Annotated in this window: 12 protein-coding genes; 4 read left to right on the plus strand and 8 right to left on the minus strand. The window is 69.8% G+C overall.

Translation table 11 applies throughout. The features are described from left to right. Positions 1–11: 11 nt before the first annotated feature. The 7 genes from HZI36_RS21025 to HZI36_RS21055 all read right to left on the minus strand — a co-directional run bounded on the left by HZI36_RS21025 (position 12) and on the right by HZI36_RS21055 (position 7,338). Positions 12–800, minus strand: a complete 789-nt coding sequence (locus HZI36_RS21025) for a YhfC family intramembrane metalloprotease (protein WP_179404595.1) — start codon at positions 798–800, stop codon at positions 12–14. Positions 801–854: 54 nt separating this feature from the next. Further along, the gene (locus HZI36_RS21030; RefSeq protein ID WP_179404596.1) at positions 855–1,898 is read right to left on the minus strand and encodes a substrate-binding domain-containing protein; all 1,044 of its coding nucleotides are present in this window, start codon (positions 1,896–1,898) and stop codon (positions 855–857) included. A 212-nt stretch (positions 1,899–2,110) separates the two neighbouring features. Continuing rightward, positions 2,111–3,082 (minus strand): 2-hydroxyacid dehydrogenase, encoded by a 972-nt coding sequence (locus HZI36_RS21035; RefSeq protein ID WP_179404597.1) that lies wholly within the window; start codon positions 3,080–3,082, stop codon positions 2,111–2,113. Between the two features lie 3 nt (positions 3,083–3,085). After that, positions 3,086–4,366 carry an MFS transporter gene (locus tag HZI36_RS21040; protein WP_179404598.1) on the minus strand — a complete coding sequence of 427 codons (1,281 nt, stop codon included), beginning with the start codon at positions 4,364–4,366 and terminating at the stop codon, positions 3,086–3,088. 32 nt (positions 4,367–4,398) lie between these two features. Next, complete coding sequence (locus tag HZI36_RS21045) at positions 4,399–5,397, minus strand: sugar kinase (protein WP_179404599.1); 999 nt, start codon at positions 5,395–5,397, stop codon at positions 4,399–4,401. Positions 5,398–5,486: 89 nt separating this feature from the next. Continuing rightward, positions 5,487–6,251: a TIM barrel protein gene (locus tag HZI36_RS21050; protein WP_179404600.1), complete on the minus strand. Its 765-nt coding sequence runs from the start codon at positions 6,249–6,251 to the stop codon at positions 5,487–5,489. Between the two features lie 193 nt (positions 6,252–6,444). After that, a complete protein-coding gene (locus tag HZI36_RS21055; protein WP_179404601.1) occupies positions 6,445–7,338 on the minus strand; it encodes a LysR family transcriptional regulator in 894 nt (297 codons plus the stop codon). A gap of 112 nt (positions 7,339–7,450) precedes the next feature. Here HZI36_RS21055 and HZI36_RS21060 point away from each other — a divergent pair, with 112 nt between their 5' ends. Beyond that, positions 7,451–8,512 (plus strand): YeiH family protein, encoded by a 1,062-nt coding sequence (locus HZI36_RS21060; protein ID WP_179404602.1) that lies wholly within the window; start codon positions 7,451–7,453, stop codon positions 8,510–8,512. Between the two features lie 106 nt (positions 8,513–8,618). Beyond that, a complete protein-coding gene (locus tag HZI36_RS21065) occupies positions 8,619–10,352 on the plus strand; it encodes a ClcB-like voltage-gated chloride channel protein (protein ID WP_179404603.1) in 1,734 nt (577 codons plus the stop codon). A 38-nt stretch (positions 10,353–10,390) separates the two neighbouring features. On the opposite strand, the gene HZI36_RS21070 is transcribed toward HZI36_RS21065, so the two are convergent. Beyond that, entirely contained in the window at positions 10,391–11,011 is a 621-nt protein-coding gene (locus tag HZI36_RS21070; protein WP_179404604.1) for a TetR/AcrR family transcriptional regulator, read from the minus strand. A 179-nt stretch (positions 11,012–11,190) separates the two neighbouring features. On the opposite strand from HZI36_RS21070, the gene HZI36_RS21075 reads away from it, so the two are divergent. Beyond that, the gene (locus HZI36_RS21075) at positions 11,191–12,318 is read left to right on the plus strand and encodes an efflux RND transporter periplasmic adaptor subunit (RefSeq protein WP_179404605.1); all 1,128 of its coding nucleotides are present in this window, start codon (positions 11,191–11,193) and stop codon (positions 12,316–12,318) included. After that, on the plus strand, positions 12,315–15,422 hold the full coding sequence (locus tag HZI36_RS21080; protein WP_179404606.1) for an efflux RND transporter permease subunit: 3,108 nt from the start codon (positions 12,315–12,317) through the stop codon (positions 15,420–15,422). The genes HZI36_RS21075 and HZI36_RS21080 overlap by 4 nt, the downstream gene beginning before the upstream one ends.

Genomic DNA, 15,422 nt, shown 5'->3' on the forward strand with positions numbered 1-15,422 from the left:
CGACTCTCCGGTCACGCCGCCGCGCGCGGCGGACGGCAAAGCTTGACGAGCACACCGACCAGCAGCGCGGCCAGCACGAAATACACCGCCTCGATCCACGCGGCGGGCACCGCGCGAATCTGATAGAGCATCGCGGGCACGTCCGCGAGCGCATGCAGCACGATCGCGAGCGGCAGCACCGCGCGCGACCCGGCACGCACGCCGCGCCACATCAGCACCGACAGCGCGACCTGCAGCACGAGCGCCGCCGCGCGCTCGAGCACGAGCATCGCGATCGACGGCACCGACAGCGTCGACAGCATCACGTGAATCCGCAGCAACGCCTGATCCGGCAGGCTCGCGAGCTGCGTGTCGAGCTCGCCGCGGTTCGCGAGCCAGGCGAGGTACGCCCACTGCCCCCACACCAGCACGCCGACGAACCAGGCCTCCACGCCGCCGTGGCCGAGCCCGTAGCCGATCGCGCGGCCATCGCCGGACGATGCGCCGTAACGGCGGGTCAGGAAGCGCAGGCCGAGATAGCGGCCGACCTCCTCGAACACGCCGGCCGCGAGCGCGCCGTACGCGACGAACGCGGCCGGATACGTAAGCCAGCCACCAGCCGGCGCGCTGCTCAGCACGACACCGTGCAACGCGCGTTCGAGAATCATCGCGAACAGCGTGAACACCGCGATGCCGACGATCGCGTCTCGGCGGTCAAGCGCGAGCGGCTTGCGCAGGAAACGGAACAGAACGATCGGCAGCAGCGCGATGATCAGCGTGGCGGCGATCAGCACCACCAGCGTGACGGGGGCGACAATCATGAAACTCCTTGTTCGAGGCTGCGCACCGGACGCGGTGCGTGCCCCGGATGATACTCAGCCCGCGGTCGACGCGCGCGCGATCAGCTCGCCCGGCAGCAGCGCGACGCGCACGTCGCCGGCCGCGCCGTCGATCCGCTCGTGCACGAACTCGACCGCCTTGTAGCCGATGTCGTAGGTCGGCTGGCGGATCGTCGTGATGCCGATCAGCTCCGCCCATTCGGGATCGTCGATCGACAGCAGCGCCGCGCGCGTCTGCCATGCGGCGCCGAAGCGCGCGTGCAGGTGCCGCGCGAGCGCGAGCGCGACGGGCGCGTTCGCGGCAAAGAGCGCCGCGCGGCCGCCCGCGCGCAACGCGGCGTCGATCCGCGCGTCGACGTCGGCGAGCGCGGCGTCGAGCGCCGCCGCATCCGTCGTATCGAGCACGACGGTCGGCGGCACCGGCCGCCCCGCAGTTGCGAGCATCGCGCGGAACGCGGCCTCGCGCTGGCGGCGCGAGCTCACCTGCTCGAACGGCTGCACGACGAAATGGATCGACGCGAAGCCGCACTCGATCAGATGACGGATACCGGCTTCGATCGCCGCGTCGTTGTCGAGGCCGATCAGGTCGGCCTCGAAGCCCTCGACCGTGCGATCGACGAGCACGGCTGGAATGCCGCCGCCGCGCAGCGGGCGCAGCACGTCCTCCTCGGCGCCGAGCGCGTTGACGATCATGCCTTCGACGCGATAGGTCGTCAGCAGCTGCAGATAGCGGCGCTCCATCTCGACCTCGTTCGCCGCGTGGCAGATTAGCGGCATATAGCCGAGCGCGTGGCACGCGGCCTCGACGCCCTGCAGCACTTCGACGGTATACGGATTGGTCAGGTCGGCCGCGAGCATGCCGAGCAGCCGGTTGCGGCCGCGCTTCAACCCGCGCGCCATCTGGTTCGGCCGGTAGTTCAGGCGTGCGATCGCCGCCTCGATCCGCTGGCGCAGATCCGCGGACAGCACGTTCGTCTCGCCGTTCAGATAGCGCGACACGCTGGTCTTGCCGGTGCCGGCCTCGCGGGCGACATCGCTGATCGTCGCGGGACGGGGCGTGGACGGGTGCGGATCGGTCACTGTCGTGCCCCGTGCCGTACGATCCGCGCCGGGCGAGCGGACGGATTCTGGTCGTTCGATGCGAAAGCCAACTGTAGGTGTCTCCTGTCTACGCGGGCGAACGGACGGCCGCCGGGCGGCCGCGCGTTCGGCGACGCGCGGCCGATCATAACGCAGCCGGCGGCCTCGCACCAAGACCGCCGGCTCTACACCGTCCCCATTCCACCGGTGCGTCAGCCCGCGCGCGCGGTCAGCACGTCGGGATTCACGACGTTCACGCGCAGCGTGCCCGCGAGCGCGCCGACCAGATTCTCGGCCGCGCAGCGCGCCATCGCATGACGCGTCTCGTGGGTCGCCGAGCCGATATGCGGCAGCGCGACGACGTTTTTCATCCGCAACAGCGGCGAGTCGGCCGACAGCGGCTCCGTCTCGTACACGTCGAGCCCGGCGCCGCGAATCCGGCCCGCGGCAAGCGCGTCGATCAGCGCGGCCTCGTCGACGACCGGCCCGCGCGACGCATTAATCAGGATCGCGCCCGGCTTCATCTTCGTGAACGCCGGCGCGCCGATCAGGTGGCGCGTGTCGGGCGACAACGGCACCTGCACGCACACGAAATCAGCCTCGGCGAGCAGTTCGTCGAGCGTCACGCGGCGCGCGGCGAACTGTGCTTCGGCTTCGACGTTCGCCGAACGGTTCGTGTACAGCACGCGCATCCGGAAGCCGAGCGCCGCGCGCCTCGCGACCGCCGCGCCGATCCGGCCGAGGCCGACGATCCCGATCGTCTTGCCCTGCACGTCGGTGCCGTACAGGTCGGGGCCGATGCTGCGCTGCCAGTGGCCCGCCCTCACCCATTCGGCCAGCTCGACGACGCGCCGCGCGGACGCGAGAATCAGCGAGAACACGGTGTCGGCCGTCGATTCGGTCAGCACGTCGGGCGTGTGCGCGAGCACGATGCCGCGGCGCGTCAGGTCGGCGACGTCGAAGTTGTCGTAGCCGACCGAGATCGTCGACCACGCCTTCAGGCGCGGTGCGCGATCGAGCAGCGCCGGCGGAATCTTCAGGCTCGCGCCGATCGCGCCATCGGCGTCGGCGAGCGCCTGGGCGAGCGCGTCGGGGCCATCGGCCTGCACGACGTCCGCGTGCTCGCGCAGGTACGCGAGAACGTCAACGGGCAGCGGCTTGTACGCGACGATACGAGGCTTCATCGTTCATTTTCCATGGATCGGCGCGGCGAGCGGATGCGCATCGCGCGCCTGGGGTTTGACGGACAGCGTGAGCACGACCGACGCGACGAGCGCGGCGCTCATGAACGCATACGACGCGGTCGGCGAGCCGGTCGCGCCGTTCAGATAGCCGACCACGTACGAGCCGACGAACGAGCCGAGTGCGCCCATCCCGTTGATCAGCGCCATCGCGCCGCCCGCGACGTTCTTCGGCAGCAGCTCCGGCACGATCGCGAAGAACGGGCCGTACGGCGCGTACATCGCGGCGCCCGCGACGACGAGCAGCGCGTACGAGATCCAGAAGTGCGTCGAGCCGAGCGCGTACGACGCCGCGAACGCGGCCGCGCCGACGAGCAGGAACGGCCACACGAAGCCGCGGCGCGAGCCGACCTTGTCCGACGCCCACGACGCGACGAGCATCATGATCGTCGCCGCGAGGTACGGCAGCGCGGACAGCCAGCCGGTCTCGACCATCCCGAGCGACGAGCCGTTCTTCACGATCGACGGCAGCCACAGCACGAAGCCGTACACGCCGATGCTCCAGCAGAAGTATTGCGCGCACAGCTTGACGACGGCCGGCGAGCGGAACGCCTCGCCATAGTTGCGCATCGGCTTGATCGCCGCCTGTTCGGCGACGAGCGCGGCGTCGAGGTCGCGCTTTTCCTGATCGGTGAGCCAGGTCGACTGCGCGGGCTTGTCCTGCACGAGGCACCACCAGCAGACGGCCCAGACGATCGCCGGCACGCCTTCCGCGATGAACATGTGGCGCCAGCCGAACGAGTGCACGAGATAGCCGGACACGACCGACATCCACAGCACGGTGACCGGATTGCCGAGGATCAGGAACGTGTTCGCGCGCGAGCGCTCGCGCTTCGTGAACCAGTTGCTGATGTAGATCAGCATCGCGGGCATCACCGCCGCCTCGACGACGCCGAGCATGAAGCGGATCACCATCAGCGACGGGATGTTGCTGACGATGCCGGTCAGCGCCGCGCAGCCGCCCCACAGCACGAGGCTCCAGAACACGAGCTTCTTCACGCTGCGGCGCTCCGCGTAAATCGCGCCTGGAATCTGGAAGAAGAAGTAGCCGAGGAAGAACAGCGCGCCGATCAGCGACGACAGTCCCTTGCTGATCCCGAGATCCTGGTTGATCCCCGCCGCCGCCGCGAACCCGTAGTTCGCGCGATCGAGATAGGCGAGGCTGTAGGTGATGAAGACGATCGGCATGATCGTCCACCAGCGTCGTACTGCGAGATTGGCTGCCATGGTGGTGTGTCTCCTGGTGCTTAATGCACGGCTTAATGCACGATATCCAGCGCGATGTTCGGCATGGTATGGGGTGCGGCGGCGGTTCCTTCGAGCCGGTCGAGCGCCGCGCGGGTCGGCAGCCCTTCCGAGTCGCCGATCACCTGGATCGCGAGCGCGCCGATCCGGTTGCCGCGCGCGACCGCGTGCTCGACCGGCTTGCGTTCGAGCAGCGCGCTGATCACGCCGACCGCGAAGCCGTCGCCGGCGCCGACCGTGTCGATGACGCGCTCGACGCGCTCGCCCACGATCGTGCCTTCGCGGCCGTCGGCCGTGCGGAAGTACGCGCCGGCCGCGCCGAGCTTGATCACGACGCCGCGCGCGCCCTGATCGAGGTAGAACGCCGCGATGTCGGCCGGCGTGTCGCGGCCGGTCAGCTGGCGGCCTTCCGCGAGGCCCGGCAGCACCCAGTCGGCGAACGCGGCGAGTGCGTTCAGCGTGCGCGCCATCGCGTCGGCCGACGGCCACAGCGTCGGGCGCAGGTTCGGATCGAACGTGATCGTCCGGCCGGCCGCGCGCATCTCGGTCGCGAGATGGAACGCGAGCTCGCACGACGACGCGGAGATTGCCGGCGCGATGCCGGTCAGATGCAGATGGCGCGCGCCGAGCACGTAATCGGCGACGTAATCGTCGCGCGACAGGTGGCTCGCGGCCGAGCCCTTGCGGAAATATTCGACGGTCGGGTCGCTGCCGTCGTCGTTGCGCGACTTCAGCTGGAAGCCGGTCGGATGACGATCGTCGATCGTCACGCACGACGCGTCGATCCCTTCGTGCGCGAGCGTGTCGAGCACGTAGCGGCCGAACGAATCGCGTCCGACGCGGCTCATCCAGCCGACGTTGAAGCCGAGGCGCGCGAGGCCGGTCGCGACGTTCAGGTCCGCGCCCGCGATCCGGCGCGTGAACTGGGTCGCCTCGGCGAGCGGGCCCGGCGCGGTCGCGACGAACATCGCCATCGCTTCGCCGTAGGTAACGACATCGAGTTGCCTGGTCATGGGGGTGTGCTCCTCCGGATCCTTCGTGCTGTTTGTCCCGCTGTTTGTCCCGCTGCTTGTCCCGCTGCTTGTCCCGCTGTTCCCGTCCATCAGGCGGCTTCGAGCCACGCGACGCGATCGCGCGCGTCGCCCGCGCAATCGGCGGCGTCGAGCGGAAATTCGATGCCGCGCGGCACGTCGTGCGGCAGTTGCGCGAGCACCGCGGCGACGAGCGGATCGCGCGGGGCGGGTGCGACCGCGAACATCCGCGCGCCGCTGCCTTCGACGGCCTTGCAGTGGATGTATTCGACGTACGGCGCGAGCGCGAGCGCGGCGTCGAGCGGCGCTTCACCGGGCCACTGCCAGTTGCCGATGTCGAACGTCATGCCGAGCGCGCCGGCGGCGCCCGCCGCGTCGAGCGCGGCGAACAGCGCGCGAAACTGCGCGAGCGAGCCGCCGAGCGCGAGCTGGCCGTTCTCGACCAGCACGCGCGCCCGGGCGCCACGCGACAGCGCGACGAGCGTGTCCGCGTGCGCGTCGCCGGCGAAACCGCCGAGCTGGAATTTCACGAAGCGCGCGCCGAGCGCGTCGGCTTCGGCTAGCGCGCTCGTCAGCGCGGCGGCGTCGAGTGCGCCGGCGTCGGTATAAAGCGTCGCGGGCGTCGAGTAGACCGACCACAGCCCGGCGTCGGCCAGCGCGCGGCCGAGCGCCGCGAGCGCGTCGGCCGACGCGTCCTGCTCGCTCGCGAACAGCTCGCGCCGCACCTCGAATCCGGCCGCGCCGGACGACGCGGCCGTCCCGACGCATCCGAGGTGCCCTTCCCGCCGCACCCGGTCGATGCCGAACGCGCTCGCCACGATCACGATGTCTGCCATTTCTGCCCTTTTTCCCGGATTGGAACCGGTTCCATTCAGATGAAACGCATGGTGCGCTTCGAAAGAACCCTACGCCATAGAGGAAATCCCTAGCCCGTGAAAACCGCCGGCAGTCGGCAGCCTGCGCGTCGCCGCGACAGGTCCGGCCGCGCGGCGACGCGTCAAGACCGGCTGAGTGCCGGCGCGGCGCGCGTCACGGCGCCGGCTGCGACATGCACATGTCGAGGAAGCGCGCGGCGACGCGCGACGGCGCGCCGCCATGCGGGACGAGGATCGAGAAATGCCGCGTGAGCGGCGCGGGCGCGAACGCGCGCATCGCGAGCGCGGCGTCGTCGTGGCGCAGCGACATCGCGGACACGAAGCCGACGCCCATCCCGGCCCGCACCGCCTCCTTCACCGCCTCGACGCCGGCGATCTCGAGCGCGACGCGCATCGGCGCGCCGGCCTGCGCAAACGCGAGCTCGACGAGCTGGCGCACGCCCGAACCCGCCTCGCGCAGCACGAGCGGATACGCGGCGAGCGAGTCGGGCGTCAGCCCGGCCGCGCCGGCCGGCGCCGCGAGCGGATGGCCGACCGGCACGATCGCGACGATCTCGTCCTCATGCCACGGATGCACCGCGGTGCCGGGCGGCAGCGCGGCGCCGGCCGGCCCTTCGATCAGCGCGATGTCGAGCGACGGCAGCGCGGCGACGACTTCGGACGTATTCCCGCTCATCGTCTGGATCGCGACGCGCGGCGCGACCGGCTGGAACGCGGCGATCAGGTACGGCAGCAGATAGCTGGCCGGCGTGGTGCTCGCGCCGATGCGCAGCGTGCCCGCGTCGAGCCCGCGCACCGCGTCGCGATACGCGCGCGCCTGCGCGTAGGTTTCGCGCAGCACCCGCGCGTACTGCGCGAGCTGCTCGCCGACCGGCGTCAGGCGCACGCCGCGGCCGTCGCGCTGATACAGCGGCTCGCCGAACTCGTCCTGAAGCTGGCGAAGCTGGCCCGACACGGCCGGCTGCGACAGATGCAGCGCGAGCGCCGCATGACTGATGTTCAGATGCTCGGCGACGGCCGCGAAAGTTATCAGTTGATCCGGGGTCATGGCTGCAAATTATCGGCGTGCCGGATAGTTTATGTCACAAATCACAATTTTTCATATCGATATACGGAAATTAGGATTGGGACATTGCATCGAACACGAGAGAGCCGCCGCCATGTCCACCGTCGCCACACCTCATGCCGCTCATGCCGCGCCGTCGATGCGTGGCCAGCTGAACGGCTTCCTGTTCGTCGCGCTGTTCGCGGTCGCGGTCACGCGCCTCGCCGCCCTGCCCGCGATCGCCGGCCTCGGCCTCTCGCCGCTGATCGTCGGCATCGTCGCGGGGGCGTTGTACGGCAACGCGCTGCGCGACGGCATGCCCGCGAGCTGGGCCGCCGGCATCAACTTCTCCGCGCGCAAGCTGCTGCGGATCGCGGTCGCGTTCTTCGGGCTGCGCGTGAGCCTGCAGGAGATCGCGCAGGTCGGCCTGCCGGGCCTGACCGTGTCGGTGCTGATCGTCACGAGCACGCTCGCGATCGGCACCTGGGCCGGGATGAAGCTGATGAAGCTCGACCGCGACGCGGCGATCCTGACCGCCGCCGGCAGCGCGATCTGCGGCGCGGCCGCCGTGCTCGCGTTCGAATCGACGCTGCAGTCGAAGCCGCACCAGAGCGCGATGGCGGTCGGCAGCGTCGTGCTGTTCGGCACGCTGTCGATGTTCCTGTACCCGCTCGCGTATCACGCCGGCTGGCTGCACCTCGACGCGAACGGTCTCGGCCTGTACTTCGGCGGCACGATCCACGAGGTCGCGCAGGTGGTCGGCGCGGCGAGCGACGTCGGCCCGCAGGTCGTGCACACCGCGACGATCGTCAAGATGACGCGCGTGATGCTGCTCGTGCCGGTGCTGCTCGCGCTCGGCGCGTGGCTCGCCCGCTCGAAGGCCGGCGCCGCCGGGACGGGCGCGCGCAAGGTCGCGGTGCCGTGGTTCGCGCTCGGCTTCGTCGGCTGCGTGATCGTCAACTCGCTGAACGTGCTGCCGGCCGCCGTCACGCAGGGCGTCACCGCGCTCGACACGTTCGCGCTGACGATGGCGATGACCGCGCTCGGCATCGAAACGCGCGTCGCGCAGATCCGCGCGGCCGGCCCGCGCGCGCTGACGACGGGCCTGATCCTGTACGCGTGGCTCGTGTTCGGCGGCTACGGGATCACGTGGGCGGTCGAGCGCTGGCTTGGCTGAGCATCGCCCGCGCTCCGCTTCGCGCGCCGCGCCCACGGGATCCGACCCGAGGGCGCGGCGCAATGCTATTCTTCGCCTCGGTTCGTTTCGTCACCCGCTCGCCGCCGTGCTCTCGTTCCTGCTCAAGCTGCGCACCCGCGCACAGACGCTGTTCCGCCTCTCCGACGCCCACACGATGCTGATCTGGTCGGTCATCGTCGGCATCGGCGGAGCATTCGCCACCATCCTGTTCCGCGAAGGGATCGGGCTGATTCAGCACGCGCTGTCCGGCACGAGCGGCAGCTTCATTCAGATGGCGCGCCGCCTGCCGTGGTACGTGCGCTTCTGGCTGCCGGCCGCCGGCGGTCTCGTCGCGGGCTTCGCGCTGCTGCTGGCGACGCGCGGCGCATCGACCACGAAAAAAAGCGACTACATGGAGGCGGTCGCGCTCGGCGGCGGCGTCGTGCCGGTGCGGCAGAGCGTGTGGCGCAGCGTGTCGTCGCTGCTGACGATCGGCACCGGCGGCTCGATCGGCCGCGAAGGCTCGATGGTGCAGCTCGCCGCGCTCGCCGCGTCGCTCGTCGGCCGCTTCGCGAACTTCGATCCGCCGCGGCTGCGCCTGCTCGTCGCGTGCGGCGCCGCGGCGGGGATCACGTCCGCGTACAACGCGCCGATCGCGGGCGCGTTCTTCGTGTCGGAGATCGTGCTCGGCGCGATCTCGATGGAGAGCTTCGGGCCGATGGTCGTCTCATCGGTCGTCGCGAACATCACGATGCGCGAATTCGTCGGCTACAAGCCGCCTTACCAGATGCCGGTGTTCCCGGCCGTGACGGGCTGGGAAGTGCTGCTGTTCGTCGTGCTCGGCCTGCTGTGCGGTGCGCTCGCGCCGCAGTTCCTGCATTTCGTCGACGCCGCGAAGAACCAGTTCCGCCGGCTGCCGCTGCCGCTGCCGGTGCGGCTCGCGCTCGGCGGGCTGATCGTCGGCGTGATCTCGGTGTGGGTGCCCGACGTGTGGGGCAACGGCTACAGCGTCGTGAACCAGGTACTGCATTCGCCGTGGACCTGGCAGGCGCTCGTCGCGGTGCTGGTGTTCAAGGTGCTCGCGACCGCCGCGACCGCCGGCTCCGGCGCGATCGGCGGGATCTTCACGCCGACGCTGTTCGTCGGCGCGATCTTCGGCTCGCTGTTCGGGCTCGGGATGCATGCGCTCTTCCCCGCGCACACGTCCGCGGCCTTCGCGTACGCGATCGTCGGAATGGGCGCGTTCCTCGCGGGCGCGACGCAGGCGCCGCTGATGGCGATTCTGATGATCTTCGAGATGACGCTGTCGTACGAGGTCGTGCTGCCGCTGATGGTGTCGTGCGTCGTCGCTTATTTCGTCGCGCGCGCGACCGGCACGACGTCGATGTACGAGATCACGCAGCACCGCTACCGCGACGAGGAGGAGCGGATGCGGCTGCGGGCCACGCAGATGCGCGAGCTGATCCAGCCCGCGCAGACCGTCGTGCCGCTCGCGGCGAGCGTCGCGGACATGACGCGCGTGTTCCTCGAATACCCGGTGAAATACCTGTACGTGACCGACGACGCCGGGCGCTTTTGCGGCGCGGTCGCGCTGAAGGACATCACGTCCGATTTGCTCGAGAAACGTGAGACCGCGCACAAGACCGCGGCCGACTACACGCACACGCCGTTCCCGCTGCTGAAGCCGAACATGCCGCTCGGCACCGCGCTCGAGCTGTTCATGGGCTTCCAGGGGGAACGGCTGCCGGTGATCGAGAGCGATGCGGAGCCGACGCTCGCGGGCGTCGTCTACAAGACGTCGTTGCTCGACGCGTACCGGAAGATGACCGGCGGGGACTGACGCGCGCCGCCGGCCGCATCAGCTCACGTCAGATCACATCACCCGGGCGCGCGCCCGAACACGACCCTCGCGAAGAATCCCTCGAGCACCGCCTGCGCGGCGTCGGCCGTCACGTTCTGCGGATCGGCGGTGTAGTACGCCTGCACGCCGTCGCAGAGGCTCATCAGCCCGAGCGCGAGCGTCTCGGCGGGCAGCAGCAGCGGCGTGCCCGAGCGCGCGGCGAAATCGCGGATGTACTCGGCCAGTTGCACGCGCTTTTCCTGCAGGAACGCGTTGAAACTCACGCGGAACTTCGGATCGCGCGCCGCCTGCAGCTTCGCCTCGACCCACAGCAGGAACGACGGATCGTTCAGGAAGCGCTGGCTGTAGTACTTGAGCACGGCCGCCTCCATCTGGTCGCGCGAACGGCTGCCGTCGAAAATCTGCCGCAGCTCCACCTGCACCGACGCGTGATCGCGCTCGAGCAGCGTCAGCAGCAGCTCGGCCTTGCCCTTGAAGTTCGAATAGAACGCGCCGCGCGTATAGCCGGCCGCCGCGGCCACGTCCTCGACGCTCGCGGCGACGTAGCCTTTCTTCAGAAAAATCGCGTGCGCGGCATCCAGCAGGCGCTCGCGCGTCTGGTCCTTGCTCTGTTCCCGGGTGAGGCGCATCGGTTTCATGCCGCGCAGTCTAGCGCATTCGCGGAATAAATTCACCTTTGCACTTGGATACAGGTGTGAATTAGAATTCATTCCAGTTTTCGAAAGAAAGACCCGCGTGCGAAACGCGCGTGCCGCGCCCTGCGGCGCGGCGCCGTCGTGCGCGGACGCATCCCGCCCTTTCCTCGCCTGGGGGTTTCGTGAATCGTCCCGGTTCCCGTGTCGCGCTGTCGTTATGCGTGGCGCTCAGCGTCGCCGCCTGTCATCCGAAGGCGTCCGCGCCGCCCGCCGCGCGCCCCGTCGTCGCGCTGCCCGTTCAGGCCGACGGCCACGCACCCGCACAGACGCTGCCCGGCGACATCCAGCCGCGCTACGCGACACCGCTGTCGTTCCGCATCGCGGGCAAGATCGTCGAGCGCACCGTGCGGCTCGGCGACACCGTGAAGGCCGGCCAGGTCGTCGCGCGGCTCGATCCGTCCGACGTCGCGAAGAACGCCGCGAGCGCGCAGGCGCAGCTCGACGCCGCGCAGCACCGGCTGAGCTTCGCGAAGCAGCAGCTCGACCGCGACCGCGCGCAGGCGAACGAGAACCTGATCGCGACCGCGCAGCTCGAGCAGACCGAGGATACGTACACGTCCGCGCTCGCGCAGCGCGACCAGGCGCAGCAGCAGGCCGCGCTCGCGAAGAATCAGCTCCAGTACGCGACGCTCGTCGCCGATCACGCGGGCACGATCACCGCCGAGCAGGCGGACACCGGCCAGAACGTGTCGGCCGGACAATCGGTGTATCAGCTCGCATGGTCGGGCGACGTCGACGTCGTCAGCGACGTGCCCGAAGCCGCGCTCGCGTCGCTCGCGCCGGGCCATGCGGCGACGGTCACGCTGCCGTCGCTGCCCGGCCGCCGCTTCGCCGCGAAGGTGCGCGAAATCGCGCCGGCCGCCGATCCGCAGAGCCGCACGTATCGCGTGAAGCTGTCGCTCGAGCAGCCGGACGCGGCGGTCCGCCTCGGCATGACCGCGAACGTCGCGTTCGACGGCGCACCGGCCGCCGGTGGCGCCGCTACAGCCAGTGAGGCCCCGAGCTACACGCTGCCCGCGACCGCGCTGTTCCACGACGGCACGCAGCCGGCCGTGTGGGTCGTCCGCGCGAAGGACGACACGCTCGAGCTGCGGCGCGTCGCCGTCGTGCGCTACGGCGAGCGCACGGTCACGATCTCGGGCGGCCTCCAGCCCGGCGAGCGCGTCGTGCTGCAGGGCGTGCACACGGTCAGCGCCGGCGAGAAAGTCCGCGCGATCGCGCCGCTCCATCCGGAGGACGCCGCGTCATGACCGCCGTCCGCGAAGAAGGCCGCTTCAACCTGTCCGCGTGGGCGCTGCGGCACCAGGCGCTCGTCGTCTACCTGATCGCGCTCGCGACGCTCGCGGGCATCTTCGCGTACACGCACCTCGCGCAGTCCGAAGATCCGCCGTTCACGTTCCGCGTGATGGTGATCCGCACGTTCTGGCCCGGCGCGAGCGCGCGCCAGGTGCAGGAGCAGGTCACCGACCGGATCGGCCGCAAGCTGCAGGAAACGCCCGCGATCGACTTCCTGCGCAGCTACTCGCGCCCCGGCGAATCGCTGGTGTTCTTCACGATGAAGGACTCGGCGCCCGTGAAGGCCGTGCCCGAGACCTGGTACCAGATCCGCAAGAAGGTCGGCGACATCGCCTACACGCTGCCGCCCGGCGTGCAAGGCCCGTTCTTCAACGACGAGTTCGGCGACGTCTATACGAACATCTACACGCTCGAAGGCGACGGCTTCTCGCCCGCGCAACTGCACGACTACGCGGACCAGCTCCGCACCGTGCTGCTGCGCGTGCCGGGTGTCGACAAGGTCGATTATTTCGGCGATCCGGGCCAGCGGATCTTCATCGAGATCGACAACGCGCGGCTCACGCGGCTCGGCATTTCGCCGCAGCAGATCGCGCAGGCGCTCGGCGCACAGAACGGCGTCGCGGAATCGGGCACGCTGACGACCGCCGACGACCGCGTGTTCGTGCGGCCGAGCGGCCAGTACGAGCGCGTCGACGCGATCGCCGACACGCTGCTGCGCATCGGGGCACGCACGTTCCGGCTCGGCGACGTCGCGACGGTCAAGCGCGGCTACGACGATCCGCCCGTCACGCAGATGCGCATGAACGGCCACGCGGTGCTCGGCATCGGCGTCACGATGCAGCCGGGCGGCGACGTGATCCGGCTCGGCAAAGCCCTCGACGCGCAGGCGAGCACGCTGCAGGCGCAGCTTCCGGCCGGCCTCAAGCTGACCGAGGTATCGAGCATGCCGCATGCGGTCGCGCATTCGGTCGACGATTTTCTCGAGGCGGTCGCGGAGGCGGTCGGGATCGTGCTCGTCGTCAGCCTGATCTCGCTCGGGCTGCGCACCGGGATGGTCGTCGTGATCTCGATTCCGGTCGTGCTCGCGGTGACCGCCCTGTTCATGTACCTGTTCGACATCGGGCTGCACAAGGTGTCGCTCGGCACGCTCGTGCTCGCGCTCGGGCTGCTCGTCGACGACGCGATCATCGCGGTCGAGATGATGGCCGTGAAGCTCGAGCAGGGCATGAGCCGCGCGCGCGCGGCCGCGTTCGCGTACACGAGCACCGCGTTCCCGATGCTGACCGGCACGCTCGTCACCGTGTCGGGCTTCCTGCCGATCGCGCTCGCGAAGTCGAGCACCGGCGAGTACACGCGCTCGATCTTCGAGGTGTCGGCGATCGCGCTGATCGCATCGTGGTTCGCGGCGGTCGTGCTGATCCCGCTGCTCGGCTATCACCTGCTGCCGGAGCGCAAGAAGGAAGCGCATCTGCCGGACGACCACGAGCACGACATCTACGACACGCGCTTCTACACGCGCCTGCGCGGCTGGATCCGCTGGTGCATCGAGCGGCGCTTCGTCGTGCTGGTGATCACGGTCGCGCTGTTCGTCGCCGCGCTGATGGGCTTCTCGCTGGTGCCGCAGCAGTTCTTCCCGAGCTCCGACCGGCCCGAGCTGCTCGTCGACCTGCGGCTGCCCGAAGGCGCGTCGTTCGACGCGACGCTGCGGCAGGCGAAGCGCCTCGAGCAGACGATCGCCGGGCGTCCCGAGATCGATCACGCGGTGAACTTCGTCGGCAGCGGCGCGCCGCGCTTCTACCTGCCGCTCGACCAGCAGCTGCAGGTGCCGAACTTCGCGCAGTTCGTGGTCACCGCCAAGTCGGTCGCCGATCGCGAAAAGCTCGCGCGCTGGCTCGAAACGACACTGCGCGAGCAGTTCCCGGCCGTCCGCTGGCGGCTGTCGCGGCTCGAGAACGGGCCGCCCGTCGGCTACCCGGTGCAGTTCCGCGTGAGCGGCGACGACATCGCGACCGTGCGCGGAATCGCCGAGAAAGTCGCGGCGACGATGCGCGGCGACGACCGCACGCTCAACGTGCAGTTCGACTGGGACGAGCCGGCCGAGCGCTCGGTGCGCTTCGAGCTCGACCAGCAGAAGGCGCGCGAGCTGAACGTGACGTCGCAGGACGTGTCGAGCTTCCTCGCGATGACGCTGTCGGGCACGACCGTCACGCAGTATCGCGAGCGCGACAAGCTGATCGCGGTCGACCTGCGCGCGCCGAGCGCGGACCGCGTCGATCCGGCGAAGCTCGCGGGGCTCGCGCTGCCGACGCCGAATGGCCCCGTGCCGCTCGGCTCGCTCGGCCGCTTCGTGCCGACGCTCGAATACGGCGTGATCTGGGAGCGCGACCGCCAGCCGACGATCACCGTGCAGTCGGACGTGCGCGCCGGCGCACAGGGGATCGACGTCACGCATGCGATCGATGCGAAGCTGAACGCGCTGCGCGCGACGCTGCCGGTCGGCTATCAGGTCGAGATCGGCGGCTCGGTCGAGCAGAGCACGAAGGCGCAGGCATCGATCAACGCGCAAATGCCATTGATGGCGATCGCGGTGTTCACGCTGCTGATGCTCCAATTGCAGAGCTTCTCGCGCGTGCTGATGGTCGTGCTGACCGCGCCGCTCGGGCTGATCGGCGTCGTCGTGACGCTGCTGCTGTTCCGGCAGCCGTTCGGCTTCGTCGCGATGCTCGGCGTGATCGCGATGTTCGGGATCATCATGCGCAACTCGGTGATTCTCGTCGACCAGATCGAGCAGGACATCGCGGCCGGGCACGGCCGCTTCGACGCGATCGTCGGTGCGACCGTGCGGCGCTTCCGGCCGATCGTGCTGACCGCCGCCGCCGCCGTGCTCGCGCTGATCCCGCTGCTGCGCTCGAATTTCTTCGGCCCGATGGCGACCGCGCTGATGGGCGGGATCACGAGTGCGACCGTGCTTACGCTGTTCTATCTGCCGGCGCTGTACGCGACGTGGTTCCGCGTTAAGAGCGGCGAACGCGACGCAAGTGCCGCGTCGGGAGCCTGA

It is taken from the genome of Burkholderia guangdongensis, assembly GCF_013403875.1.
GTDB classification, from domain to species: Bacteria; Pseudomonadota; Gammaproteobacteria; order Burkholderiales; family Burkholderiaceae; genus Burkholderia; species Burkholderia guangdongensis.